Here is a 25,834-nt window from a genome sequence, read left to right as displayed (position 1 = left end):
CTTTAGTTGAAAGAGTGCTCTTCAGCGGGGTAAATGCCTTGCTCTACGTCCTGAATATATTGTTGCACCGCCGAGCGGATATCGCCGCTCTGTGCCAGGAAGTTTTTAGCGAATTTTGGCGTGTGGCCACCGGTAATGCCGAAGGCGTCGTGCATCACCAGGATTTGTCCATCGGTGGCGTTACCGGCACCAATGCCGATCACCGGAATGGTCAGGGCTTCGGTGACCTTGCGCGCCAGTTCGGTTGGTACGCACTCCAGCACCAGTAGTTGGATACCGGCCAGCTCCAGATTTTTTGCATCTTCCAGCAGTTGCTTGGCGGCAAGTTCATCGCGGCCTTGCACCTTGTAGCCACCGAATACGTTGACTGACTGCGGCGTCAGGCCGAGATGGCCGCAGACCGGTACCGCGCGTTCGGTGAGTGTTTTCACCGTTTCACACAGCCAACTGCCGCCTTCCAGCTTCACCATATTGGCACCGGCCTGCATCAGCTCGGCGGCATTGGCGCAGGCCAACTGTGGGGTGGCATAGCTCATAAAGGGCAGGTCGGCCAACAGCAGACAGGCCGGAGCACCCCGGCGCACGGCACGGGTATGATAGGCGATATCGGCGACGGTGACCGGTAGGGTGGAGTCGTGGCCCTGCAGCGTCATGCCCAGTGAATCGCCCACCAGCAGCACTTTAACGCCTTGCTCTTCAAACAGTTTGGCAAAGCTGGCATCGTAGGCGGTGAGGGAAGCAAACTTGCGCTGTTCCTGCTTCCACTGGTGCAAATGGGTCACGGTGGTGGGTTTCATCACGTCGTCTCCTGAATAGGGTCGCGCGGCGTGCGCAGGGCCCTGGCTGCAAAAAAGTGCTGTCATTCTACTGTAACCCTAACGGGGTGGGTAGCGCAGATCATAATGCTTAAGTGGTTCTTAAGAACCTTGTGGTGTAATGGGCGGCAATGGCTAAAAAAGGACGCACATGCGAATTCTGCTGATAGAAGATGACAAGTTAATCGGCGACGGTATCAAGGCCGGGCTGACCAGGTTGGGCTTTAACCTGGACTGGTTTACCGATGGACTGGTTGGCAAAAATGCGCTGGAAAGCGCGCCTTACGATGCGGTGATCCTCGACTTGAGCCTGCCGGGCCTCGATGGCCTGGATCTGTTGCGTCAGTGGCGGCAGGCCGGCCATGACGTGCCGGTGCTGATCCTGACCGCGCGTGATGCACTGGAGCAACGGGTTAGCGGCCTGCAAAGCGGTGCCGATGATTACCTGTGCAAACCTTTTGCCCTGACGGAGGTTGCCGCGCGCCTGCAGGCCTTGATCCGCCGTCGTCACGGCCAACTGATGCCGCAACTGGTCCATGGCAATGTGGTGTTCGATACCGCAACCCGTAGCGTGAGCTGCGACGGTGAGGCAGTCACGCTGACCCCGCGTGAATTGGCGGTGCTGGAGCTGTTTTTGCATAACAAGGGGCGGGTATTGGCACGGCCGCTGATCCAGGAAAAACTGTACAACTGGGACGACGAAGTCAGCAGCAACGCGGTGGAGGTGCATATCCATCATCTGCGGCGCAAGCTGGGTAACGGGTTTATCCGCACCATACACGGCGTGGGTTATACGCTGGGGGACAACGCGTGAAACATCTTAGTCTGCGGTTGAGATTGATCCTGATTTTCAGCCTGCTGGCGTTATTGACCTGGTGTGCTGCCAGCCTGGTGGCCTGGAAGATGAGCCGCAATACCATCAACGAAGTCTTCGATACCCAGCAGATGCTGTTTGCCAAACGGCTGGCAACCGCCAATCTGGGCGATCTGTTGGCAGACGAGAGCGTGCGCAGCCTGCCGAAAACCAAAAAACTGGTGCATCACGGCAAGCGTGGCGAGCAGGATGATGATGCGCTGGCGTTCGCCATCTTCGACCGCAGCGGCAAGATGCTGCTCAACGACGGGGAGAACGGGGCAGATTTCCGTTTTGACGGCGACCGTGAAGGTTTCACCGACGGAGAACGTAAGGGCGATGACGACAGTTGGCGGCTGCTGTGGCTGACCAGCCCGGATGGCCGTTATCGCATCGTGGTGGGGCAGGAATGGGATTATCGCCGGGATATGGCGCTGGGTATGGTAACCGGGCAACTGGTGCCGTGGCTGGTGACGCTGCCGATGCTGATGCTGCTGATTGCGCTGATGGTCGGGCGCGAGCTGCGGCCATTGCGCACCGTCGCTGCCGGGCTGCGTAAACGCGCACCGGACGATGCCACGCCGCTGGATGGCGGTCAGGTACCGACCGAAGTCCGGCCATTAGTCGATGCGCTCAATGCTCTGTTTGCCCGAATCAATGCGCTGTTGGTGCGTGAACGCCGTTTTACTTCTGACGCCGCCCACGAACTGCGTAGCCCGTTGGCGGCGCTGCGGGTGCAAACGGAAGTGGTACAACTGGCCGGTGATGACGAGCAGATGCGTGAGCATGCGCTGGGCAATCTGACTGTAGGTATCGATCGCGCCACCCGGTTGGTGGATCAACTGCTGACGCTGTCGCGGTTGGATTCCCTGTCAGACCTCGCCGAGCTGGAAGCTGCCGACTGGAGCCAACTGGTACCGATGACGTTGGCCGAGCAGGATCGCCATGCTCATGCGGCCGGCGTCACGCTACGTTACGAACAGCAGGGCATGCCTCCACCGTTACAGGGGCAAGCGTTGCTGCTGTCGCTGCTGGTGCGCAATCTGGTGGATAATGCGGTGCGTTACACCCCGACGGGCGGTACGGTCACGGTGAGGCTGACAGAGCGTCTGTTGACGGTGGTAGACGATGGCCCGGGCGTGACGACGGAACATCTGGCGCGGTTGGGGGAGCGTTTTTATCGTCCACCGGGTCAGGAACAGACCGGTAGCGGGTTGGGGTTGTCAATTGTGCAACGCATTGCCGGTTTACACGGACTGCGGGTTAGCTTTGCCAATCGGCCTGAAGGGGGCTTTGTTGCTCAGGTAGCGCTGTAGGGGCGCTCTGTATATCCTGCGCTGACTCAGGCTTTTTGCCTGGGTTGGTGCCAGAGCTCCATGCCGTTTTGCGGCACGCGCTTCAGGCAGCTGACCAGCGATTCGCCGTCCGGGAAGACTAACTCGGGGGCGATTTCTGCCAACGGATAGAGCATAAACTCACGCTCTTTCAGACCGTAGTGCGGCACCGTCAGGCGATCGGTATGGATCACTTGTTCGCCATACAGCATGATATCCAGATCGAGGGTGCGTGGGCCCCAGCGCTCATCTTTGCGCACGCGGCCCTGATTGCGTTCAATCGCCTGGGTGTGATCGAGTAACTGTTCGGCGGGCAGCAAGGTATCCAGTGCCACCACCGCATTGAGAAAGTCCGGCTGGTTCTGCGGCCCCAGCGGCTTGGTGCGGTAAAACGAAGAACAGACGATCAACCGGGTGCGCGGGAGATGCTCCAGCGCTTCCAGTGCGGCTTTCACCTGCTGTAGCGGGTGCGCCAGGTTACTGCCCAGCGCGATATAAACGCGGATCATTATTCTCCTTCTTTACGCGGCGTCCGACGGCGAGGGCGGCGCTGACGCGCACGGCGCGGTGCCGGATCGTCACCCAAAGTACTTAACATGGTTTTCTGTCGTGCCGGTGTGGCTTCCTGGAACTCGCCCCACCATTCGGTCAGACGCAGCATCTCCTGGTTTTCTTCTACTTCGGCACGCAGCGCCAGCAAATCGTAAGCGGCGCGGAATTTCGGATGTTCCATCAGCTTGTGCGCACGCTTGCCCTGACGACGGGACAGACGCAGCTGCAACTGCCAGATATCGCGAACCAGCGTGGTGATGCGTTTCGGGATGGCCAGCGAACGACACTGCTCGTCCAACACATCATTCATTGCCAGCGCGAAGGCGTCGTAGTACGCCAGCCCACTTTCCTGCGCCAGTTTCTGCGCATGTTCCAGCAGCGGATACCAAAGCATAGCAGCAAACAGGAACGCCGGATTGACGCGCATGTTGTTTTGCAGACGGTAGTCGGTGTTCTTCAGCACCTGCGCCAAAATACGCTCCATTGGCGTGTCCTGACCCGGCGTGAAGTGACGTGCAATCTGCGGGAACAGCGGTTGGAACAGCTGGTATTCACAGAGTTTCAGATAGGTCGGGTAACCGTAGCCTGCCTGCAGCAGCTTGAGTGACTCCTCAAACAGACGCGCCGGCGGGATCTCATGCAGCAAGGACGCCAGGCGCGGGATTGGCTCGGCGGTTTCATCGCTGATGGTCATGTCCAGCTTGGCGGCAAAACGCACCGCGCGCAGCATACGCACCGGGTCTTCACGGTAACGGGTTTCCGGATCGCCAATCAGGCGGATCACGCCCTGTTTAAGATCGCGCAGGCCATCGACGTAATCACGCAGGGTGAAGTCTGCTACGCCGTAATATAGGCTGTTGATGGTGAAGTCGCGGCGCTGGGCATCTTCTTCGATCGAACCAAAGATGTTGTCGCGCAGCAGCATGCCGTTTTGGGCCTGCTGGGAAGAGTTTTTGTCAGATTCCGGCGTTTGCTGCTCGTGGTGACCACGGAAGGTGGCAACCTCAATGATTTCCGGCCCGAACATCACGTGGGCCAGGCGGAAGCGGCGGCCAACCAGACGGCAGTTGCGGAACAGCTTGCGCACTTGCTCCGGCGTCGCGTTGGTGGTGATGTCGAAATCTTTCGGTTTTTTGCCCAGCAGCAGGTCGCGTACGCCGCCACCGACCAGATAGGCTTCGAAGCCGGATTTGTTCAGGCGATACAGCACCTTCAGCGCATTCTCACTGATGTCTTTACGTGAGATGGAATGCTGGTCGCGTGGGATCACGGTCATTGAGCCGGTTCCCTCTGCGGCAGGAAAAGGGGGGCGTTTACGCGGTGCCGGCCGGCGGGCAGGGCTTTCTCTGCCGCGTTCGACGGAACGTCGCTGCGGCGCGGCCGGCTGTTCCGCCACCACGCTTTCTTCGCGGACTACGTTTTTATCGCTGACCGGCGCATCGTCGCGCGGTTGCTTGTCATCGCGGATTAGCACCTTACGGCAGAAATTGGCTACTCGGGTAAAAATGGTACACCTCGATAGTGTCTGATAAAAATGGCGCTAACAAAAAATAGCGGCTAATCATAGCTCACCATGGCTCTTTTGAGAATGCCGATGTGTTTTCGTCCAGGGAAATAGCCTCCCGGCGTGGCACATCCTCCAGCTTCCAGTGAGCGACTGCCCAGCTCAATAATAACGACAGGTCAAGATCTTGCCAGCTTTCCGGCAGCGGTTGACGCAGAAATTTCAGCGCGGCCACCAGTATCGGCCGTGGATCGCCGTCGGGGAGAGCGGGAGCATGGTTTTGCTTCGACAGTTTGCTGCCGTTAGCGCCCAGCGCCAGCGGCAGATGTACATAGGTGGGTACCGGCGCCTGCAACTGGTGGTACAGCGCTATCTGGCGCACCGTCGGTTCAATCAGGTCGGCACCACGCACAATTTCGGTAACGCCCTGAAAATGGTCGTCCACCACCACCGCCAGATTATAGGCGAACAGCCCATCGCGTCGGCGGATGATAAAGTCTTCCCGTGCCAGCGCCGGGTCGGCCTGCAACTCGCCCTGCAGGCGGTCATGAAAGGCGTAAACCGGGGTGGACTGGCGTAAGCGAATGGCGGCACCCTGCGGGCCAAGATTCAAATGACGACAGTGGCCGTCATACAGACCGCCTAGCTGCTGGATACGGCTGCGGGTGCAGTTGCAGCAATAGCTGAGCCCCTGCTGATGCAGTAGATCCAAAGTAGCGCGGTAGGCTTCATGACGTTGGGATTGATAGATGACCTGGCCGTCCCAGAGGAGACCATAGTGTTCCAGAGTGGATAAGATACGATCGGCCGCACCGGCGACTTCGCGCGGGGGATCGATATCTTCAATGCGAACCAGCCACTGCCCGCGTTGGGCACGAGCCTGGAGGTAGCTTCCCAGAGCGGCAATCAGCGAACCAAAATGCAGGCTTCCGGAAGGCGATGGGGCAAAGCGCCCCACATATTGTCTTTCTTGCATATCAGAGGGGAAACTTTCCCTTTTCTCTGTGCGGCGCACGCAGAACGCACGCCGCAGCGGTAACAACTGTATTAGCCTGCCATCTGCTTTTCGCGGATTTCGGCCAGAGTCTTGCAGTCGATGCACAAATCAGCAGTCGGACGCGCTTCAAGGCGACGAATGCCGATCTCCACGCCGCAGGATTCGCAGTAGCCGAAATCTTCGTCTTCTACTTTCTTCAGCGTTTTCTCGATCTTTTTAATCAGTTTGCGTTCGCGGTCGCGGTTACGCAGTTCAAGACTGAACTCTTCTTCCTGAGTGGCACGGTCGGCCGGATCAGGGAAGTTGGCTGCCTCTTCCTGCATATGAGATACAGTACGATCCACTTCATCCCTGAGCTGGTTGCGCCATGCTTCAAGAATGCGCTTGAAATGCGACAACTGGGCGTCGTTCATGTACTCTTCGCCCGGCTTCTCTTGGTACGGCTCCACCCCAGCGATGGCGAGAATGCTCAAGGACGAGGTTTTACGGGTTTGCCCTTCTTGCATGTTGCTTCTCCTACATACACACGCACTATCGAATCCCCAATGTGGGGGAAAAACAGGCCGCTATAAATAACAGATGGGAAGTAGGTTGGCAATTATTCCTGTCGCCTGCTTGACAATGGTGTGAAGGAAGGCGTATTTGGCGACGCGTTAACCGGTTGTCGAATTATTGGTGCCCGGTCAGTGCTAATCGATAAAAAACGGTAACTTATCGCAGAGATATATACCGTCAGGTGATAATTTAGCCCCATAGCAAACCACTTCTACGCCCAACTGCTGAACCTGTGCCAACAGTGTCGCATAACGCTCATCTATATGATGTGCCGGTGCGACCTGCTCAATACCGCTATGTAACACAGCAAAGAACAATACCGCCCGTTGCCCGCTTTCAACCACGCTTAGCAACTCACGTAAGTGCTTCTGTCCTCTGAGCGTTACCGCATCAGGGAAGTAACCACGTTGTTGTTGCAATAATGTGACTGACTTAACTTCAATATAGCAGTTAGCGCGATCTTCTGCCTGTAATAACAAATCGATACGACTGCTTTCGCTGCCATATTTTACTTCGCTGCTTATTTTACTGTAACCGGATAATTCATTGATTAGATTCTGTTCGATCGCCTCACGTACCAGGGTGTTGGCACGCAGGGTGTTCACGCAGATCCAGTCCCCCTGTTGGGTATGCGTCAGTTCCCAGCTGTGGGCATATTTACGTTTGGGGTTATCCGAGGTGGAATACCAGACGGTATCGCCAGGCGTGGCACAGCCGGTCATGGCACCGGTATTGGCGCAGTGCAGGGTGAAGGTTTCCCCTTCCGGGGTAATGACGTCCGCCAGAAAGCGTTTGTAACGTTTAATCAGCGTGGCGTGGCGCAACGGTGGCGAAAAAATCATGGCGTATCCTGATGGGCTAAAGACCATTGCTCAAGCATCTGATAACGCGTGCGGCCGTTTTCAAACACTGACTGGTACAGGGCGAATTCGTTAGCGCTGAAGTTCCAGCCCGGCGTAGCGGGCGGTACGGCGACCGGCTGCGTTGCGCTGCGCAGCAGGGTGATATGCGGATGAAACGGCATGGGGTTTTGATAGCAGCCGCTGCGGGCCGCTTGCGAACGCAACAGCTCCGCCAATTGCAATAGCCCACGCGGCGCACGGCGGGTGCCGAGCCAAACCACGCCGGGACGCGGCCAGTGGCCGAGGTCATCGAGTACCATGCTAAAACCGGGCTGGCTGATACGGGCGGCCAGCTTTTTCAATGCGGATTCTTTTTGCGCCGAAACGTCACCAAGAAAGGCCAGCGTCAGATGTAAATTGGCTGCCGCGACCGGCCGGCCGACTTCCGGCGCGAAGGCTTCGGCGCGCCAGCGGATCACCTGTTGCTGCAGCGCATCAGGCAAGGTCAGGGCGAAAAACAGGCGGCGCGAGCTGGACATAGGTTCCCGGCAAGTAATGAAAGGCGGAGTCTAATGCTACAATGTGCGCCGCCCAATGTTAACCACTACGGAGAGTTCTGTGTCTTCACTGCCCGTCAGCGCGGTTCTTGATGAATTACTCACTGCGCTGCAATCCGCCCCGCAGGTATTGCTGCATGCGCCGACCGGTGCCGGTAAATCCACCTGGCTGCCATTACAGATCCTGGCCAGGGCCGGACTGCCGGGGCAAATTATCATGCTCGAACCACGGCGATTGGCGGCGAAAAACGTGGCTTATAGGTTGGCACAGCAACTGGGAGAAGAGCCTGGCCAGACGGTGGGTTACCGCATGCGCGCCGAAAGCAAAAGCGGGCCGAATACCCGATTGATCGTTGTTACCGAAGGTATTCTTACCCGCATGCTGCAGCAGGACGCCGAGCTGCAGGGCGTCTCGTTGGTGATCCTCGACGAATTCCATGAACGTAGCCTGCAGGCCGATCTGGCATTGGCGCTGCTGCTGGACGTGCAGCAGGGGCTGCGTGACGATCTCAAGCTGCTGATCATGTCGGCGACGCTGGATAACGCCCGCCTGTCGCAGTTGCTGCCGCAGGCCCCAGTGGTGGTCTCTGAAGGCCGCAGTTTCCCGGTTGAACGCCAGTATCAGCCGTTGGCCAGCCATCAGCGGTTGGAGGACGGCGTGGCCGCGGCGGTCAAACGCCTGCTGTCGGAACAAACAGGATCGCTGTTGCTGTTTCTGCCGGGCGTAGCGGAAATCAACCGGGTGCTGGAGCGGTTGAACGGTGAGCTGGCGGCCGATACCGAGCTATGCCCGCTGTACGGTGCCTTGCCGTTGGCACAGCAGCAAAAAGCGATTCAACCGGCCCCCGCCGGGCGACGCAAAGTGGTGCTGGCGACCAACATCGCCGAAACCAGCCTGACCATCGAAGGTATCCGGCTGGTGGTAGACAGCGGCCTGGAGCGAGTGGCGCGTTATGACGTGCGTAACGGTCTCACGCGGCTGATCACTCAACGTATCAGTCAGGCGTCAATGATCCAGCGTGCAGGCCGTGCCGGGCGTCTGGAGCCGGGTATCTGCTGGCATCTGTTTGCCAAAGAGCAGGCAGAACGGGCGGCAGAGCATGCCGAACCGGAAATTCTGCAAAGCGATCTCGCCGGTTTTTGGCTTGAGTTGCTGCAATGGGGCTGTCATGACGTCGGGCAACTGACCTGGCTCGACAGGCCACCGGAAACGGCGCTGGCGGCAGCCCGCAGGCTGTTGCAGCGGCTGGGGGCCATTGATGACGGCGATAAACTCACCTCGCGCGGTCGGCAGATGGCCAAACTGGGCTGTGAGCCACGGCTGGCGGCGATGCTGACCCACGGCGCGGAGCTTGGCGCTGATGGGCTGGCAACGGCCGCCGCGCTGGCGGCGTTACTGGAAGAACCTCCGCGCAGCGGACAAATGGATATCGGCTACTGGCTGAGCCGCCCACAGCCGAACTGGCAACGCCGTGCGACCCAGCTTGCCCGACGCTTGCCAGGAAAAACCGGGCAGGTTGATGTTGAGATGGCACCGCGCCTGCTGGCGTTAGCCTTCACTGACCGCATCGCTCAACGGCGCGGTCAGGATGGCCGTTATCTGCTGGCCAACGGCATGGGGGCGGCGATGAATCAGGACGAGGCGTTATCGCGTGCGCCATGGTTGATCGTTCCCAGTCTGCTCCAGGGGCATAACAGCCCCGATGCTCGTATCCTACTGGCGCTGCCGGTGGATATCGAGGCGCTGGCGGCACAGTTGCCGGCGATGGTTTCCCAGCAAACCGCCGTAGAGTGGGATGAGGAAAAAGGCACGCTGCGCGCCTGGAAACGCCAGCAGATTGGTCGCCTGACGCTGCGTGCGCAGCCGCTGGCCAAACCGGCTGCCGAAGAGCTGCAACTGGCGCTGCTCAATTGGGTACGTGCCCAGGGGGTAGCGGTGCTCAACTGGGACACCGCCGCCGAACAGTTGCGTGTACGCCTGCAGTGCGCACAGAACTGGCTGCCGGAGGCTGACTGGCCATTGGTCGACGATGAGTCGTTGTTGGCATCCCTGGAACAGTGGCTGCTGCCGTCGCTGAGTGGTGTACGTGACATGCGTGGGCTGAAACAGGTGAATATCGCCGAGGCGCTGGCGCGGTTACTGAATTGGCAGCAAAAGCAGCGACTGGATAATGCGTTACCCACTCATTACACTGTGCCGACCGGCAGCAGGCTGCCGATCCGCTATGATGCCGGCAAACCCCCGGCGCTGGCGGTGCGTTTACAGGAAGTGTTTGGTGAACAACGTAGCCCGATGCTGGCCGAAGGTCGCATCCCGGTGGTGCTTGAGTTACTCTCACCGGCGCACCGGCCGTTGCAAATCACCGGCGATCTGGCGGCGTTCTGGCAGGGCGCTTACCGGGAAGTGCAAAAAGAGATGAAAGGGCGTTACCCGAAGCACGTGTGGCCGGACGACCCGGCAAATACCGCTCCTACGCGGCGCACGAAAAAATATCAGTAAATGAATTCAGATGTTTCTTCTGTTCAGCGGCGTCACGCCACGACAGATTAAGCGACTTATAATGGCCGGCAGTGCCGCCAAGTCTGGAGATTAACAGCAATGGCTGGGGATGACCGCGAGCCCATCGGGCGCAAAGGGAAACAACCAAAACGCACCGCGTCGCGCAAACCGTCGCGCCGTCGTCGAGATGACGATTACGATGATTACGAGGAAGACGAGTACCAGGATGAAGATGATGATTATGAAGACGAGGAAGAACGCATGCCGCGTAAGGTAAAAGCGACTCCGCCGCGTAAAAAACGCCGCTGGCTCGGCTTGCTGATCAAACTGATTCTGGTGGTTGCCGTGCTGTTGGCAATCTACGGCGTTTATCTGGATTCGCAGATCCGCAGCCGCATTGACGGCAAGGTCTGGCAGTTACCGGCGGCGGTGTATGGCCGCATGGTCAACCTGGAACCGGGCATGCCGTACAGCAAAAAGGAAATGGTCGATCTGCTGCAGGGCATGCAATACCGCCAGGTTAGCCGCATGACCCGTCCGGGCGAATTTACCGTACAGGCCAACAGCATTGAGATGCTGCGCCGTCCATTTGACTTCCCGGACGGTAAAGAAGGGCAGATCCACGCCCGTCTGGATTTCCAGAACAACCGCCTGGCGAAAATCGAGAACATGGAAAACCAGCGCAGTTTCGGGTTCTTCCGCCTCGATCCGCGCCTGATCACCATGTTGCAGTCACCTAACGGTGAACAACGTCTGTTCGTGCCGCGCGCCGGTTTCCCGGACCTGCTGGTGGACACGTTGATCGCCACCGAAGACCGTCACTTCTATGAACATGACGGCATCAGTCCTTACTCCATCGGCCGTGCCGTGCTGGCTAACCTGACCGCCGGGCGTGCGGTGCAGGGCGGCAGTACCCTGACGCAGCAGTTGGTAAAAAACCTGTTCCTGACCAACGAGCGTTCGCTGTGGCGTAAGGCCAACGAAGCCTATATGGCGTTGCTGGTGGATTACCGTTACAGCAAGGATCGTATCCTTGAGCTGTATCTGAACGAGGTTTACCTCGGCCAGAGCGGTAACGACCAGATCCGCGGTTTCCCGCTGGCCAGCCTGTATTACTTCGGCCGCCCGGTGGATGAATTGAGTCTGGATCAGCAGGCGCTGCTGGTTGGTATGGTTAAAGGGGCGTCGCTGTATAACCCTTGGCGTAACCCTAAACTGGCGCTGGAACGCCGTAACCTGGTACTGAAACTGTTGCAGAACCAGGGGGTTATCGATGCCGAACTGTATAACATGCTCAGCGCCAGGCCGTTGGGCGTGCAGCCGAAAGGTGGGGTGATCACACCACAGCCGGCGTTTATGCAGATGGTGCGTCAGGAACTGCAAGCCAAGCTGGGCGACAAGGTTAACGATCTGTCCGGTGTGAAAATCTTCACCACGCTGGATCCGGTTTCGCAGGATGCGGCGGAAAAAGCAGTCGAAGACGGTATTCCGGCATTGAGGGCGGCTCGTCACGTGCAGGATCTGGAAGCGGCGATGGTGATTGTCGATCGTTTCAGCGGCGAAGTCCGCGCCATGGTCGGCGGTGCCAACCCGCAGTTCGCCGGGTTTAACCGTGCGATGCAGGCGCGCCGTTTGGTCGGTTCACTGGCCAAGCCACCCACTTACCTGACCGCGTTGTCCGAGCCGGATAAATACCGTCTGAATACCTGGCTGGCGGATCAGCCGTTGACGCTGAAACTGCAGAACGGCACCGTCTGGCAGCCGAACAACTATGACCGTAAGTTCCGTGGGCAGGTGATGTTGGTGGATGGGTTGGCCTTCTCACTCAACGTGCCGACGGTGAACCTGGGTATGGCGGTTGGGCTGGATCAAATCAGTGCCACGTTGCAACGTCTGGGCATTCCGAAAGCGGAAATCAATCCGGTACCTTCCATGCTGCTCGGTGCCATTGGCCTGACGCCGATGGAAGTGGCGCAGGAATACCAGACCATCGCCGGTGGCGGTAATCGTGCGACGCTGTCTGCGGTGCGCTCGGTGATCGCCGAAGACGGTTCGGTGCTGTACCAGAGCTTCCCGCAGGCGGAACGCGTGGTGCCGGCACAGGCCGCTTATCTGACGCTGTACGCCATGCAACAGGGTGTCGCACGCGGGACTTCTCGCTCGTTGTCGGTGAAATTCCCCAACTACAATCTGGCGGCGAAAACCGGTACCACCAACGATCTGCGCGACAGCTGGTTTGCCGGTATTGATGGCAAGGAAGTGGCTATCGCCTGGGTGGGTCGTGATAACAACGGCCCGGCCAAACTGACCGGTGCCAACGGTGCGCTGACCCTGTATCGCCGCTATCTGGAAAACCAGACGCCGCTGCCGCTGATGCTGCAGCCGCCGGAAGGTATCAACCAGATGGGCATCGATTCAGGCGGTAACTTTGTCTGTGGCGGCGGCGGGCGCACCATTCCGGTGTGGACCGATAATCCGCAAGGATTGTGCCAGGCAAGTCAGACAGCTCAGCAACAGCAGCAACAGCAGCAACAGCAGCAACAGCAGCAGGATGCGGGTGAGCAAAAAGATGCTGACGGCGTTGCCGGTTGGATCAAGGACATGTTCGGCAAGTAAACATTGCTGAAACCTTCCCTAAAGGGCACAAATTTTTGTGCCCTTTTTCATGTTTATATCAAGATGTTGGCATTTTCTATTCCCTATTATCGGTGTCGATGAAGGGCGGTCACACCTGAGAATTAACCTTCAAAAGGTCTCGACGTCGCCTTCTCGCTAAAACGTAATAAGGAACATAACGATGCGATATTTTTCTGCTTATTCAGCGCTAACCATCGGCATGGTCGGTTGGTTACCCCTCAGTACTTTTGCCGTACAGCCCAGCGGGCCGCAGGCCGACGTGCAATGCCATTACAGCCATACGCTGGCCGACGATGCCATTATGATGCCGGGCGAGGCCGGTATGGCGATGTGGCATGATTTCTTTGGCAACACGGCAACCGATGCCAATTCTACCTCCGATACTTTGTTGGCTACCCCGGAAACCACCTGTAATAACCTGGCCGACCATTCCGCGTACTGGGTGCCTGCACTGCGGTTGGAAGACGGCACGGTGGTGCGCCCGGCCTATCAGAAAACCTATTACCAGGCGAAAAACGTAGAGCAGTTTCCGCTGCACCCGTTTCCGCATGGGCTGGAATTGTTGGTGGGTGACCATCAAGGCACTAAACCCACGCCTGGCGTGGTGAACTATTTTTGTCAGGGGCAAGGGTATTCTTCTGTGCCGTTTAAAAACTGTCCGCCGTATGCGCCAGGTAAACTGCAATTCAATATTGCTCTGGCATTCCCTAATTGTTGGGATGGTAAAAACCTCAAGCCAGGCAAAACGTTGAAAAATGCGGTCTACGCAGTGAAGGATGCGTGCCCGGCGGCCTATCCGGTGAAACTGCCAACCATCAACATGAACGTCGCCTATGAGCTGGATAGCGATACGGCGGTGGATCTCAGCAAGGCGCAGTTGTCGCTGGATCCAGTGATGGAAAACGGCAAAATGGTGGAGAAATGGGGTTCGATCTATACCGCACACGGCGACTTTATGAATGGCTGGACTGAACAGGCCGCCGTCTTTATGACCGAGCAGTGCATGAATTTCCCTATGGATTGTGGCAAAAAAATACCTTATAGCTATTCAGCCCCCCTGGCTGAGGCTACGGTTGCCGCTGATGGCAGCATAAATGAAAATCCTGCAGAGCTGTTGGTGCGGGGAGACAGCAAAAAACCTGGCCTCAGGAAAATTGCCTATCTCAAATTTGCGGTACCTGAGTGGCCGGCAGACAAAGATATTGATACCGATAAAGATCTGGTTTATCGCCTGCGTACGGTTGCAGGTAACGTGACGGATGCTACTGCCGGCATGATCTATTTTTATCAATGCAACAATGACTGGCAGCCGGAAAACCTGAGCTGGGGCGCCCGCCCGGCATGTTCTACCGACACCAAAACGGCGCTGTATCTGGACCACAATCGCGAATACCGTTATAGCAACGTGGATGCGTGGTTGCGGCAGGCAGTGAAAAATCAGCAAACCGAGATCACTATTGCGGTGGAAGGTAATGACAGCGGTCGTCTGTTCAGTATTGATTCAGCCGAGAGCAAAACACCGCCGTTGTTGATGTTAACGGGATATAGGAAATAAGCGCATTGTGTTGTCCGGCCCGCACTATTGTGTTGCGGGCTTTTTGTTCTTATCCGCTCAGTCTATTCCCACTCTGTTAATCCGTGTATCAACCCCGTCCCCTCTGGCTTCTGCTGCTGAAATGAGCTTGCAGTTTAATTTGGCTTCTGCATAAAATGCGGCGCTTATAATAATTATTATCGTTTACATTCGTCATCAAATAATTTACCAGAGAAACCATCTATGTCGACCAAGCGTCTTTCATCTTCCGGGGCCAAGCAGGGCCGCACTCATGTCAGTGGGTTAGCGATAACTATCGCTGCCGCACTTGGCACGCTGGCAATGCCGGCATTTTCCGCCGACACCAAGGAAGAGACCCTTACCGTGGTGGGCAGCAGCCAACCGCAGCAGGAAAGCGCCTGGGGGCCGGTCGGCACCTATGTGGCCAAGCACAGCGCCACCGGTACCAAAACCGATACGCCGATCGAAAAGACCCCGCAGTCGATTTCCGTGGTAACGCGTGAAGAGATGGATATGCGCCAGCCGGAGACGGTGAAAGGTGCGCTGGCTTATTCGCCGGGGGTGATGGTGGGCAACCGTGGTGCTTCCACCGCCTACGATGCCGTGAACATTCGCGGATTCAGTTCGGTAGGTACCAATATGTACCTCGACGGCCTGAAACTGCAGGACGACAACTACTCCATTTACCAGATCGATCCTTACTTCCTTGAGCGTGCCGAAGTGCTGCGTGGTCCTTCTTCGGTACTCTATGGCAAGAGCAATCCGGGTGGAGTCGTCGCTCTGGTCAGCAAACGCCCGACCACCGAAAGCCTGCGTGAAGTTCAGTTCAAGATGGGTACCGATAACCTGTTCCAGACCGGTTTCGATTTTGGCGGCGCAGTGGATGATGATGGTGTTTACTCTTACCGTTTGACAGGTCTGGCGCGTGATGAAGATCAGCAGCAGGTGGGCGAAAAGAGTAAGCGCTATGCTATCGCGCCTTCTTTCAGTTGGCGGCCGGATGATCGTACTTCTTTGACTTTCCTCAGCAGTTTCCAGGATGATCCTGACCTGGGCTTCTATGGTTGGCTGCCGAAAGAGGGCACGGTGCAAAATGGCATCAACGGCAAGTTGCCAACCAGTTTCAACGACGGTGAGCCGGGTTATAACAACATCTCGCGCAAGCAACAGATGGTCGGTTATGCCTTCGAGCACGGTTTTGACGACGTGTGGACAGTGCGCCAAAACCTGCGTTACTCAAAAATGGATCTTGATTACCGTTCCATTTATGGTCAGGGCATCAGCCCGACTAACCCGGCAGAGCTGACGCGTGGCGTGATGAACTCGAAAGAGCATTTGTCGAGCTTTGCGGTGGACACCCAGGCCCAGGCAAAATTTGCCACCGGCGTGGTTGATCATACCTTGCTGATGGGGGTGGACTACATGCGCATGCGTAACGACGTCGTCTATCAGTACGGTACCGCTTCCCCGCTGAATGTCGTGGCTCCACAGTACGGCAACCAAAATTACACCATTACCGGTGGTGCAAGTCAGGTCAATCGTCAGGAGCAAACCGGGCTTTACGTACAGGATCAGGCCGAGTGGAATCAATGGGTGCTGACCATGGGGGGGCGCTATGACTGGAGCGATACCAACAGCACCAACCGTTTGAATCAGAACTCGGTATCCAAGCAAAAAGACAACGAATTCACCGGCCGGGCTGGCTTGAATTATGTCTTTGAAAACGGTATTGCGCCTTATGTCAGCTACAGTGAATCCTTTGAGCCGACTTCCGGCACGGACTTCAGTGGTAACACCTTCGCCGCCTCCAAGGGCAAGCAGTATGAAGCCGGTGTGAAGTTTGCGCCGAAAGATCGTCCTATTACTGCCAGCATGGCGATCTATCAGCTGACCAAGACCAACAACAAGGTGGCTGACCCTAATCCAGATCATCCATTCGCCAGCGTGCAGGGCGGTGAGATCCGTTCCCGCGGGGTCGAACTGGAAGCTAAAGCCGCGCTGTCGGCCAACCTTAATCTGCTGGGTTCTTATACCTACACGGATGCCGAGTATTCCAAAGACACTACGCTGCAGGGCAATACCCCTGCCGCGATCCCAAAACATATGGCTTCACTGTGGGCGGATTACACCTTCCATGAAACCGCCATCAGTGGCCTGACCCTGGGGTCTGGTGTTCGCTATGTCGGCTCCAGCTATGGTGATGAAGCCAATACCTTTAAAGTGAAAGACTACACGGTGGTTGATGCTGCGATAAAATACGATCTGGCGCGTTTCAATCTGCCGGGTTCCTCGATTGGCATCAATGTGAATAACCTGTTTGATAAAGAATACGTCTCTAGCTGCTTTGCCACCTACGGCTGCTATTGGGGCGCAGAACGCCAGGTGGTCGCCACCGCAACCTTCCGCTTCTAACCGGATCACCGGGGCGGCATCATGTCGCCCCGGAAAAAGTAGGACCTATGCAGGATAAACACCCCAATCACGACGCCACTTTTACGTTAGACAGCGCCAGCTTTGCCGTTCCCGACCGCGTGCTGTTGCAGCCTTTATCGCTGACCTTTCCCGTGGGAAAAGTCTGTGGGCTGATCGGCCATAACGGCTCCGGTAAATCCACGCTGCTAAAAATCCTTGGTCGCCATCAAAGCCCCACCACCGGCAACGCGCTGCTTAACCAGCAGCTACTGGGCCAGTGGGACAGCAAGGCCTTTGCGCGTCAGGTTGCCTATCTGCCCCAGCAACTGCCCGCTGCAGAAGGCATGACGGTGCGTGAACTGGTGGCGATTGGCCGCTATCCGTGGCATGGCGCGCTGGGCCGTTTTGGCGCTAACGATCGTCAGCAGGTGGAGGAGGCGATTGCGCTGGTGGGTTTGAAGCCATTTGCCAACCGCCTGGTGGACAGCCTGTCCGGCGGGGAGCGTCAACGCGCCTGGCTGGCGATGATGGTGGCGCAAGACAGCCGCTGTCTGCTGCTGGATGAACCTACCTCGGCCCTGGATATCGCTCATCAGGTTGAGGTGCTGGCGCTGATCCAGCAACTGAGCCGGCAACGTGGCCTGACGGTGATTGCGGTACTGCACGATATCAATATGGCGGCGCGCTACTGCGACCATCTGGTGGCCTTGCGCGGCGGTGAGATGATTGCCCAGGGTAGCCCGCTAGATCTGATGCAGGGCGAGGTGCTGGAACAAATTTACGGTATTCCTATGGGAACGCTGCCACATCCAAGCGGCGGTGCGCCGGTGAGTTTTGTCTACTGATGCCTGATTCCTCCGATTTTCACCATGACGCCGTTCGCCGACGCCTGTTGACGGCAATGGCGCTGTCGCCCTTGTTGTTTTCTTTGCCGGCACAAGCCGCAGCCACGCCGCCTGACCTTACGCGTATTGTGGCGCTGGAATGGCTGCCGATTGAGCTGCTGTTGGCGCTGGGGGTTACCCCGCTGGCGGTCGCTGATATCCATAACTACAACCTGTGGGTGGAAGAGCCAAAGTTGCCCGCCTCGGTGATTGATGTCGGCCAGCGCACCGAACCTAACCTCGAGCTGTTACAGCAGCTTCAGCCATCGCTGATGTTGCTGTCGAAAGGCTATGGCCCCACGCCGCAAAAGCTGGAGCCTATCGCGCCCTCAATGAGCTTTAGCTTCAACGACGGCAGCGGCAAGCCGCTGACGGTGGCCAGGCAGTCACTGCAGGCTTTGGCGCAGCGGTTGGGGCTGGAAACCCGGGCGGTGCAGCATTTGGCTCAGTTTGACCGCTTTCTTCAGGATGCGCGTCAGCGTCTGCATTCATACACCACACAGCCATTGCTGATGTTTTCACTGATCGACACTCGCCATGCGCTGGTCATTGGCCAGAAAAGCCTGTTCCAGGAAGTGATGGATCAGCTTGGAATAATCAATGCCTGGGAAGGGGAAACCAACTTTTGGGGCACGGCAGTGGTGGGGATTGAACGTCTGGCGGTGGTGAAAAGTGCGCGGGCGATTTATCTCGACCACGGTAATCAGGAAATGTTGAAGAAAGTCAGTTCCACCCCGCTGTGGCAGGCATTACCGTTCGTGCGGCAGAATCAATTGCGCCAGGTGCCGGCGGTGTGGTTCTACGGGGCAACGCTGTCGGCGATGCGCTTCTGCCATCTGCTGGAGCAGGCGCAGGAGAGTTATTCATGAGCGCGCGCATCCGGGCATTCCCGCTGACGCTGGTACTGCTGTTGTTGGCTGCGGCGGGCGGCCTGACTCTCTACAACCTGTTGCAACAACTGCCCTGGGCATTATGGGGGCAGGCGCTGATGGCACCGAACATCGACGATGTGCAGCAAATGCTGTTCCACTATAGCCTGTTGCCGCGGCTGTCGGTCTCTCTGTTGGCCGGTGCCGGGCTGGGATTGGTCGGCGTGCTGTTCCAGCAGGTTTTGCGCAATCCGCTGGCGGAGCCGGCAACGCTTGGCGTTTCCGCCGGGGCCCAGCTTGGGTTGACTGTCGCTACGCTGTGGATGTTGCCCGGCGGCGAGTTGACTCGCCAGTTGGCCGCCATGGCGGGGGCGGTCGTGGTCGGTGGGCTGGTGTTCGGCGTGGCCTGGGGCAAACGCATGTCGCCGGTGACGCTGATCCTGGCCGGGCTGGTGCTGGGCTTGTACTGCGGTGCAGTCAACAGCCTGCTGGCGTTGTTCAATTATGATCAGCTGCAGGGGGTGTTCCTGTGGAGTACCGGAGCGCTGAATCAGCAAGACTGGAGCAACGTACAGTTTATTCTGCCGCGCCTGCTGGTGGCCGGGCTGTTGGCGGTGCTGCTGCTGCGCCCACTGACGCTGCTGGGCCTGGACGATGGCGTGGCACGCAATCTTGGGCTCGGGCTGTCGATGGCGCGTTTCTGCGCGCTGGCAGTGGCAATTATCTTCAGCGCCATGTTGGTGAATGCCGTTGGGGTGATTGGTTTTATCGGCCTGTTTGCTCCGCTGATGGCGAAAATGCTGGGGGCGCGTCGGTTGGCGCACCGCATGATGTTGGCACCGCTGCTGGGTGCTCTGCTGTTGTGGTTAACCGATCAGGTGATGATCTGGCTGACGCAGGTATGGCGAGAAGTGCCGACCGGTGCGGCTACCGCGCTGTTTGGTGCACCACTGTTGTTATGGTTGCTACCGCGCCTGCGCAGTGCTTCGACACCGCCGCCGATGAATCTGGGCGATAAGGTACCGGCCGAACGTGGCCACTTGGTGGTGTGGGTTACGCTGGCAGGGGCGGTGCTGTTGGCCGGTATTGCCGTTGCGCTGATGTTTGGCCAAAACGCTGCCGGCTGGCACTGGAGCCAGGGTGCCCAGCTGGAGTCATTGCTGCCGTGGCGCTGGCCTCGGGTGTTGTCGGCACTGGCCGCGGGCATGATGTTGGCGGTGGCGGGGACCCTAATCCAAAAACTGACCGGTAACCCAATGGCCAGCCCGGAAGTCCTGGGTATCAGCTCGGGAGCCGCCTTTGGCGTGGTGATGATGCTGCTGATAGTACCGGGTGATGCCTTTGTCTGGTTGTTGCCGGCAGGCAGCCTGGGGGCCGCGGGAACTCTGCTGGTGATCATGATTGCCGCCGGGCGCGGAGGCTTCTCCACCGAGCGTATGCTGCTGGCCGGTATCGCGCTCAGTACGGCGTTTACCACCACCATTTTCCTGTTGCTGGCCAGTGGCGATCCACGCACCGGTGGGCTGCTGACCTGGATTTCCGGCTCCACCTATTCGGTGACGCCGGAGCAGGCGGTGCGTACGGCGGTCATTGCACTTGCGTTGATTGCGTTGGCGCCGCTGTGTCGTCGTTGGCTCAGCATCCTGCCGCTCGGCAGTGCCACTGCCCGTTCGGTGGGCATTGCCCTGACGCCGGTGCGCTTGAGCATTCTGCTGCTGGCCGCCACGCTGACTGCCATGGCAACGCTGACCGTAGGGCCATTGAGCTTTATCGGCCTGATGGCGCCGCATATGGCGCGGATGTTGGGTTTCCGCCGTGCGTTACCGCAGATGGTGATTGCCGGGCTGTTGGGTGGGCTGCTGATGGTGTTTGCCGACTGGTGCGGACGCATGGTGATGTTCCCGTACCAAATTCCCGCCGGGCTGCTGGCGACCTTTATCGGCGCGCCGTATTTCGTTTACCTGTTGCGCAAGCAAACCTCGTAAACGACCCGGCGACTCCGGTTTTTGCTCTCAAAGGCTCAGCATTGCTGGGCCTTGTTTTTTTGTATTTTCAGGCTGTTGCAGAGCTTTGCGCAACGCTGCGCAGAAATGGAATTTAGTGCGGAAAGGGACGCCGAAACCAAGGTATGGGTGAATATACTGCGTGCGGGTGCTCTGGATCTTTCGTCCTGAGCATACGCAAGGGATAGAAAGAGAAAAGCCCCGTGTCGATATACATCAACCCGAGGCCAACTCTAACGCCAGAGAACGTTAGGTTAGCTTCTTACCTGCCGAGAGGCAAGGAAAAGGAGGTCAAAAATTCAGCAGGGACGGATAGTTCCAAGGCTGATGGTTATCTGCATGACGCTGATTGCGCTTATGTGGATCACCCGCGGTTCGCTGTGCGAATTGCGCATCAAGCTGGGCGACACGGAAGTTGCAGCCATTCTGGCTTACGAATCCAAAGGGTAAGGCAACCCAACGGCGGGGGCATTGCTCCCGCCTGTTGGTTGTTTGTGCGTTGATCCATGAGCACCCATCCGATAAAAACAAAAACGGCGAGCACCAGGCTCGCCGTCTTCACTTCCGATACCCGGGCTTATTTCAGGCCGGCGGCATCGCGCAGCAGGGCTGCCTTGTCGGTGGCTTCCCAAGGGAAGTGCTCACGGCCGAAGTGGCCATAGGCAGCAGTTTCGCGGTAGATCGGCTGCAGCAGATCCATCATCTGGATCAGGCCGTATGGGCGCAGATCGAAGAACTCGCGCACCAACAGAGTCAGCTGCTCGGTAGGGATCTTCTCGGTACCGAAGGTTTCCACCATGATTGAAGTTGGTTCTGCTACGCCGATAGCGTAGGAAACCTGGATCTCACAGCGGTCAGCCAGGCCGGCAGCAACGATGTTTTTCGCTACGTAGCGCGCTGCGTAGGCTGCTGAACGGTCAACCTTGGATGGATCCTTACCGGAGAATGCACCGCCGCCGTGACGAGCCATGCCGCCGTAGGTATCAACGATGATTTTACGTCCGGTCAGACCGCAGTCGCCCATTGGGCCACCGATAACGAAACGGCCGGTTGGGTTGATGTGGTATTTGGTGCCGGTGCTCAACCATTCGGTAGGCAGAACCGGTTTGATGATTTCTTCCATCACCGCTTCTTGCAGGTCTTTGAGAGAAATATCTTCGGAATGTTGAGTGGACAGCACGACCGCGTCGATACCAACGATTTTACCGTCGTCGTACTGGAAGGTGACCTGGCTTTTTGCATCCGGACGCAACCATGGCAGAGTGCCGTTCTTGCGCACTTCGGCCTGGCGCTGCACCAGACGGTGTGCGTAGGTCACCGGTGCAGGCATCAGCACTTCGGTTTCGTTGGTGGCATAGCCAAACATCAGGCCCTGATCGCCGGCACCCTGTTCCAGCGGATCGGTACGGTCAACACCCTGATTGATATCCGGGGATTGCTTACCGATGGCGCTCAGTACGGCACAAGAGTTGGCGTCGAAACCCATATCTGAATGAACATAACCGATTTCACGCACGGTTTTACGGGTGATCTCTTCGATATCTACCCAGGCGCTGGTGGTGATTTCACCGCCGACCAGCACCATGCCGGTTTTCACGTAGGTTTCGCAGGCTACGCGTGCCTTAGGATCCTGTTCCAGGATGGCGTCGAGAACGGCATCGGAGATCTGGTCGGCGATTTTGTCAGGATGTCCTTCAGAGACGGATTCAGACGTGAAAAGGTGTTTAGCCATTGTGTTCGTTACCTTGCATAAGACGGGTTAGAAATTACTGCACAGCGCTGGAGATCCGGCATCAAAGCGAAGGGTCTTCCGCTGATGGCGCGAGATGCATCCTGCAACGCCCCTCAGGCAAAGCCGTTAAGCAGTTTCTTCGTTAATCAGTATAGATGGATTAACATCTGGACGTCTATTTTAGGTCAGGCCTTGGCCGGATTGCCAGTATTTTTTTGCCATTTCGCTCTTTTGCGCAAAGCCGGCGACGCCATTTTCATCGCTTGAAACAGTTTCCGGCAAATTTTCATTTTGCATTTTCCCCGTGTTATCGGTATAAACTGCGCGCGCGGCTCATTTGATGCACAGCGTGGGGCAAGAAGTTGTAAATTTCTGTGACGCTCCCGTTAGTCGCCTGATGGTCAGCCGCAGACGCCGCTTTTGGCGTCGCCGCTTCATAGAACGGTCACGTTCTTACACTATTAATAGAGGCTCGGTCGTTCATTGTGGGCGGCGTGCGTGGAGGTGGTTGGATTAATGATCCGTTGTCTACCGGTTGTTGGTTCTCAGCAACAGTGCCGTTCTGGCGCACATTCTTTTGCTATCTCCCGTCTTGTCTCTACACCACCTTTCAGGTGTGATAAACACCTGGGCGCTACTCAGGATTCTCGGGCCGGTTAACGGTCGTCTGAAGAACTGAACAAGGGTAGCCTGCAGCCTTCCTGTGGGATGTTTCTTGACCCGATTCACGAGGTTTGAACAGGGTGTCTTACAATTATATGAGTAATAAACCGATCGCTGACCGCGAACGGCAGTTTTATTCGCTGCCGCAAGGGCGGTTTGTTGGGTTGTTCTCGCGGGTTGTAGCTGCGATAGTGGCTGACTGTATCGTCAGTACGGGATGTGAGGCGAGTAATGTCTGATGATCTATTGATTCACCGTCCGTCAGCAACGGGCGAATCTATATCTTTGCGCTCCATGCAGGAGGTTGCTATGAATGACCGTGATGCCAGCAAGATGCTGCGCACTTATAACGTCGCCTACTGGGGCAACAACTATTATGACGTCAATGAACTGGGCCACATCAGCGTGTGCCCGGATCCCGACGTCCCGCAGGCACGTGTCGACCTGGCCGATTTGGTAAAACAACGCCAAAAAGATGGCCTGCGTTTACCGGCGCTGTTCTGTTTCCCGCAGATCCTGCAGCATCGCCTGCGTTCGATCAATGCCGCGTTCAAACGCGCGCGTGAATCGTTCGGCTATGAAGGCGGTTATTTCCTGGTTTACCCGATCAAAGTGAATCAGCACCGTCGCGTGATTGAGTCCCTGGTCAACTCCGGCGAACCGCTGGGGCTGGAAGCCGGCTCCAAAGCCGAGCTGATGGCCGTGCTGGCGCATGCCGGCATGACCCGTTCGGTGATCGTCTGTAATGGTTATAAAGACCGTGAATACATCCGTCTGGCGCTGATCGGCGAAAAACTGGGGCACAAGGTGTACCTGGTGATCGAGAAGATGTCCGAGATCAACATGGTGCTGGAAGAAGCTGAACGTCTGAACGTGGTACCGCGTCTGGGTGTGCGTGCGCGTCTGGCTTCACAAGGTTCGGGTAAATGGCAGTCGAGCGGTGGCGAAAAATCCAAGTTCGGTCTGGCAGCCATTCAGGTGCTGAAGCTGGTGGAAACCCTGCGCGAAGCGGGTCGTCTCGACAGCCTGCAACTGCTGCATTTCCACCTGGGATCGCAACTGGCCAACATTCGCGATATCGCTACCGGCGTGCGCGAGTCTGCACGTTTCTACGTTGAACTGCACAAGCTGGGCGTTAACATCCAGTGCTTCGACGTGGGCGGCGGTCTGGGCGTGGATTATGAAGGCACCCGTTCGCAGTCCGACTGCTCGGTGAACTATGGCCTGAACGAATACGCCAACAACGTAATCTGGGGTATCGGCGACGCCTGTAATGAACACGGTTTACCGCACCCGACGGTGATCACCGAATCCGGCCGTGCGGTCACCGCGCACCATACGGTGCTGGTATCTAACGTGATCGGCGTTGAACGCAACGAATTCAGCGAGCCATTGCCGCCGGCAGAAGACGCGCCGCGCGCGTTGGAAAGCATGTGGGAAACCTGGCAGGAATTGAACGAGCCGGAAAACCGTCGCTCGCTGCGCGAATGGCTGCACGACAGCCAGATGGACCTGCATGATGTTCACACTCAGTACGCTCACGGCATGCTGGATCTGACCAAGCGTGCCTGGGCCGAGCAGCTGTACCTGAACATCTGCAACAAAATCCAGCAGCAGTTGGATCCAAGCAACCGCGCTCACCGTCCTATTATCGACGAACTGCAAGAGCGTATGGCGGACAAGTTCTACGTCAACTTCTCGCTGTTCCAGTCAATGCCGGACGCCTGGGGTATCGATCAACTGTTCCCGGTGCTGCCGCTGGAAGGGTTGGACAAGCCGCCGGAAGGCCGCGCGGTGCTGCTGGACATCACCTGTGACTCTGACGGCACTATCGATCACTACATCGACGGTGACGGCGTGGCGACCACCATGCCAATGCCGCCGTACGATCCGGAAAACCCGCCGGCGCTGGGCTTCTTTATGGTCGGTGCCTATCAGGAAATTCTGGGCAACATGCACAACCTGTTCGGTGATACCGCCTCGGTTGACGTGTTTGTCTTCCCTGACGGCACGGTAGAAAGCGAAGTATCCGATGAAGGCGATACCGTTGCCGACATGCTGGAGTACGTGCAGCTCGATCCTACCGCGCTGCTGGCCAAATTCCGCGATCAGGTGAAAGAAACCGATCTGGACAGCGAACTGCAGGCGCAGTTCCTGGAAGAGTTTGAGGCCGGTTTATACGGTTATACTTATTTAGAAGATGAATAAGTAGAGCCGAACTGAAAGGCCGGGCATCTCAAGGATGCTTGGCCTTTTTTAATTTTTTTCTTCTATTATTTTCAGTTTTATGAGTTTTTATAATCACCATTAACCTGGTTTATGGTGAAGCCTCCGATCTATAATTATTTTTAATGCTTATTCTGACTCAACAAATTGGTAAAAATAATTCATTGATATCATTGAGATAGGGATATAGATAAGTACTATTTCTATGGAGATTTCATTCAGTGCATCAAATTTAGAGCACAGATAACCCAATGGAATACTTGATAAGAAAGCGATAACTTCTAGCGTTATATAAAGTTTTTTATTTTTAATGCTTCGTTTGTAGCTCATTGGCATGATGTTAA

20 protein-coding genes are annotated in these 25,834 nt (G+C 57.1%); 12 read left to right on the top strand and 8 right to left on the bottom strand.

The annotated features are described in order from the left end of the window. Nucleotides 1-2: 2 nt before the first annotated feature. Nucleotides 3-797: a 3-methyl-2-oxobutanoate hydroxymethyltransferase gene (panB, locus tag SERS4_RS0121110; protein WP_017893934.1), complete on the bottom strand. Its 795-nt coding sequence runs from the start codon at nt 795-797 to the stop codon at nt 3-5. A 169-nt stretch (nt 798-966) separates the two neighbouring features. Here panB and qseB point away from each other — a divergent pair, with 169 nt between their 5' ends. Further along, the gene (gene qseB, locus SERS4_RS0121105; RefSeq protein ID WP_017893933.1) at nt 967-1,629 is read left to right on the top strand and encodes a quorum sensing response regulator transcription factor QseB; all 663 of its coding nucleotides are present in this window, start codon (nt 967-969) and stop codon (nt 1,627-1,629) included. Then, entirely contained in the window at nt 1,626-2,984 is a 1,359-nt protein-coding gene (qseC, locus tag SERS4_RS0121100) for a quorum sensing histidine kinase QseC (protein ID WP_017893932.1), read from the top strand. The genes qseB and qseC overlap by 4 nt, the downstream gene beginning before the upstream one ends. Before the next feature lie 26 nt (nt 2,985-3,010). Here qseC and folK read toward each other — a convergent pair whose 3' ends face one another. From folK to thpR, 6 genes are all read right to left on the bottom strand, one after another. Beyond that, nucleotides 3,011-3,511 (bottom strand): 2-amino-4-hydroxy-6-hydroxymethyldihydropteridine diphosphokinase, encoded by a 501-nt coding sequence (gene folK / locus SERS4_RS0121095; protein ID WP_017893931.1) that lies wholly within the window; start codon nt 3,509-3,511, stop codon nt 3,011-3,013. Next, complete coding sequence (gene pcnB / locus SERS4_RS0121090) at nt 3,511-5,061, bottom strand: polynucleotide adenylyltransferase PcnB (protein ID WP_071593043.1); 1,551 nt, start codon at nt 5,059-5,061, stop codon at nt 3,511-3,513. The genes folK and pcnB overlap by 1 nt, the downstream gene beginning before the upstream one ends. 61 nt (nt 5,062-5,122) lie before the next feature. Beyond that, nucleotides 5,123-6,034 carry a tRNA glutamyl-Q(34) synthetase GluQRS gene (gene gluQRS / locus SERS4_RS0121085; RefSeq protein WP_026142519.1) on the bottom strand — a complete coding sequence of 304 codons (912 nt, stop codon included), beginning with the start codon at nt 6,032-6,034 and terminating at the stop codon, nt 5,123-5,125. Between the two features lie 71 nt (nt 6,035-6,105). Next, nucleotides 6,106-6,561 carry an RNA polymerase-binding protein DksA gene (dksA, locus tag SERS4_RS0121080; protein ID WP_012146687.1) on the bottom strand — a complete coding sequence of 152 codons (456 nt, stop codon included), beginning with the start codon at nt 6,559-6,561 and terminating at the stop codon, nt 6,106-6,108. Nucleotides 6,562-6,744: 183 nt separating this feature from the next. Continuing rightward, a complete protein-coding gene (gene sfsA / locus SERS4_RS0121075) occupies nt 6,745-7,452 on the bottom strand; it encodes a DNA/RNA nuclease SfsA (RefSeq protein WP_017893929.1) in 708 nt (235 codons plus the stop codon). Then, the gene (gene thpR, locus SERS4_RS0121070) at nt 7,449-7,991 is read right to left on the bottom strand and encodes an RNA 2',3'-cyclic phosphodiesterase (RefSeq protein WP_012146685.1); all 543 of its coding nucleotides are present in this window, start codon (nt 7,989-7,991) and stop codon (nt 7,449-7,451) included. The genes sfsA and thpR overlap by 4 nt, the downstream gene beginning before the upstream one ends. Before the next feature lie 79 nt (nt 7,992-8,070). On the opposite strand from thpR, the gene hrpB reads away from it, so the two are divergent. The 8 genes from hrpB (at nt 8,071) to SERS4_RS0121030 (ending at nt 21,319) form a co-directional block, all read left to right on the top strand. After that, entirely contained in the window at nt 8,071-10,509 is a 2,439-nt protein-coding gene (hrpB, locus tag SERS4_RS0121065; protein ID WP_017893928.1) for an ATP-dependent helicase HrpB, read from the top strand. Nucleotides 10,510-10,608: 99 nt separating this feature from the next. Next, nucleotides 10,609-13,125, top strand: a complete 2,517-nt coding sequence (gene mrcB, locus SERS4_RS0121060) for a bifunctional glycosyl transferase/transpeptidase (protein ID WP_017893927.1) — start codon at nt 10,609-10,611, stop codon at nt 13,123-13,125. A 181-nt stretch (nt 13,126-13,306) separates the two neighbouring features. After that, entirely contained in the window at nt 13,307-14,701 is a 1,395-nt protein-coding gene (locus tag SERS4_RS0121055; protein ID WP_017893926.1) for a DUF1996 domain-containing protein, read from the top strand. A gap of 222 nt (nt 14,702-14,923) precedes the next feature. Beyond that, nucleotides 14,924-17,113, top strand: coding sequence for a ferrichrome porin FhuA (gene fhuA, locus SERS4_RS0121050; RefSeq protein ID WP_012146681.1), 2,190 nt, complete (start codon nt 14,924-14,926; stop codon nt 17,111-17,113). A gap of 47 nt (nt 17,114-17,160) precedes the next feature. Next, the gene (gene fhuC, locus SERS4_RS0121045) at nt 17,161-17,958 is read left to right on the top strand and encodes a Fe3+-hydroxamate ABC transporter ATP-binding protein FhuC (RefSeq protein WP_017893924.1); all 798 of its coding nucleotides are present in this window, start codon (nt 17,161-17,163) and stop codon (nt 17,956-17,958) included. After that, nucleotides 17,958-18,866 (top strand): Fe(3+)-hydroxamate ABC transporter substrate-binding protein FhuD, encoded by a 909-nt coding sequence (gene fhuD, locus SERS4_RS0121040; protein ID WP_017893923.1) that lies wholly within the window; start codon nt 17,958-17,960, stop codon nt 18,864-18,866. The genes fhuC and fhuD overlap by 1 nt, the downstream gene beginning before the upstream one ends. Then, nucleotides 18,863-20,851: a Fe(3+)-hydroxamate ABC transporter permease FhuB gene (gene fhuB, locus SERS4_RS0121035; RefSeq protein WP_012146678.1), complete on the top strand. Its 1,989-nt coding sequence runs from the start codon at nt 18,863-18,865 to the stop codon at nt 20,849-20,851. The genes fhuD and fhuB overlap by 4 nt, the downstream gene beginning before the upstream one ends. A 315-nt stretch (nt 20,852-21,166) precedes the next feature. Then, nucleotides 21,167-21,319, top strand: coding sequence for a Hok/Gef family protein (locus SERS4_RS0121030; protein WP_026142518.1), 153 nt, complete (start codon nt 21,167-21,169; stop codon nt 21,317-21,319). A 127-nt stretch (nt 21,320-21,446) separates the two neighbouring features. Here the strand turns inward: SERS4_RS0121030 and metK are convergent, their stop codons facing one another. Then, entirely contained in the window at nt 21,447-22,601 is a 1,155-nt protein-coding gene (metK, locus tag SERS4_RS0121025) for a methionine adenosyltransferase (protein WP_017893922.1), read from the bottom strand. 758 nt (nt 22,602-23,359) lie between these two features. Here metK and SERS4_RS27470 point away from each other — a divergent pair. Together SERS4_RS27470 and speA are read left to right on the top strand one after the other, a co-directional pair. Then, entirely contained in the window at nt 23,360-23,503 is a 144-nt protein-coding gene (locus SERS4_RS27470; protein ID WP_112347340.1) for a virulence promoting factor, read from the top strand. Next, the gene (speA, locus tag SERS4_RS0121015) at nt 23,496-25,472 is read left to right on the top strand and encodes a biosynthetic arginine decarboxylase (protein WP_012146675.1); all 1,977 of its coding nucleotides are present in this window, start codon (nt 23,496-23,498) and stop codon (nt 25,470-25,472) included. Before SERS4_RS27470 ends, speA begins: the two co-directional genes overlap by 8 nt. Nucleotides 25,473-25,834: the final 362 nt, after the last annotated feature.

Source organism: Serratia sp. S4 (genome assembly GCF_000347995.1).
Lineage (GTDB): Bacteria > Pseudomonadota > Gammaproteobacteria > Enterobacterales > Enterobacteriaceae > Serratia > Serratia quinivorans.
The sequence above is the reverse complement of the archived record's forward strand: the minus strand, read 5'-3'. Positions and strand labels throughout refer to the sequence as shown.

What these genes read in the sequence shown, in the direction of transcription:
- fhuA (WP_012146681.1), top strand. Translation starts at nt 14,924, where the DNA reads ATGTCGACCAAGCGTCTTTCATCTTCCGGGGCCAAGCAGGGCCGCACT.
- SERS4_RS0121055 (WP_017893926.1), top strand. Translation starts at nt 13,307, where the DNA reads ATGCGATATTTTTCTGCTTATTCAGCGCTAACCATCGGCATGGTCGGT.
- folK (WP_017893931.1), bottom strand. Translation starts at nt 3,511, where the DNA reads ATGATCCGCGTTTATATCGCGCTGGGCAGTAACCTGGCGCACCCGCTA.
- fhuD (WP_017893923.1), top strand. Translation starts at nt 17,958, where the DNA reads ATGCCTGATTCCTCCGATTTTCACCATGACGCCGTTCGCCGACGCCTG.
- thpR (WP_012146685.1), bottom strand. Translation starts at nt 7,991, where the DNA reads ATGTCCAGCTCGCGCCGCCTGTTTTTCGCCCTGACCTTGCCTGATGCG.
- panB (WP_017893934.1), bottom strand. Translation starts at nt 797, where the DNA reads ATGAAACCCACCACCGTGACCCATTTGCACCAGTGGAAGCAGGAACAG.
- fhuC (WP_017893924.1), top strand. Translation starts at nt 17,161, where the DNA reads ATGCAGGATAAACACCCCAATCACGACGCCACTTTTACGTTAGACAGC.
- qseB (WP_017893933.1), top strand. Translation starts at nt 967, where the DNA reads ATGCGAATTCTGCTGATAGAAGATGACAAGTTAATCGGCGACGGTATC.
- dksA (WP_012146687.1), bottom strand. Translation starts at nt 6,561, where the DNA reads ATGCAAGAAGGGCAAACCCGTAAAACCTCGTCCTTGAGCATTCTCGCC.
- metK (WP_017893922.1), bottom strand. Translation starts at nt 22,601, where the DNA reads ATGGCTAAACACCTTTTCACGTCTGAATCCGTCTCTGAAGGACATCCT.
- gluQRS (WP_026142519.1), bottom strand. Translation starts at nt 6,034, where the DNA reads ATGCAAGAAAGACAATATGTGGGGCGCTTTGCCCCATCGCCTTCCGGA.
- speA (WP_012146675.1), top strand. Translation starts at nt 23,496, where the DNA reads ATGTCTGATGATCTATTGATTCACCGTCCGTCAGCAACGGGCGAATCT.
- SERS4_RS27470 (WP_112347340.1), top strand. Translation starts at nt 23,360, where the DNA reads ATGAGTAATAAACCGATCGCTGACCGCGAACGGCAGTTTTATTCGCTG.
- mrcB (WP_017893927.1), top strand. Translation starts at nt 10,609, where the DNA reads ATGGCTGGGGATGACCGCGAGCCCATCGGGCGCAAAGGGAAACAACCA.
- fhuB (WP_012146678.1), top strand. Translation starts at nt 18,863, where the DNA reads ATGAGCGCGCGCATCCGGGCATTCCCGCTGACGCTGGTACTGCTGTTG.
- sfsA (WP_017893929.1), bottom strand. Translation starts at nt 7,452, where the DNA reads ATGATTTTTTCGCCACCGTTGCGCCACGCCACGCTGATTAAACGTTAC.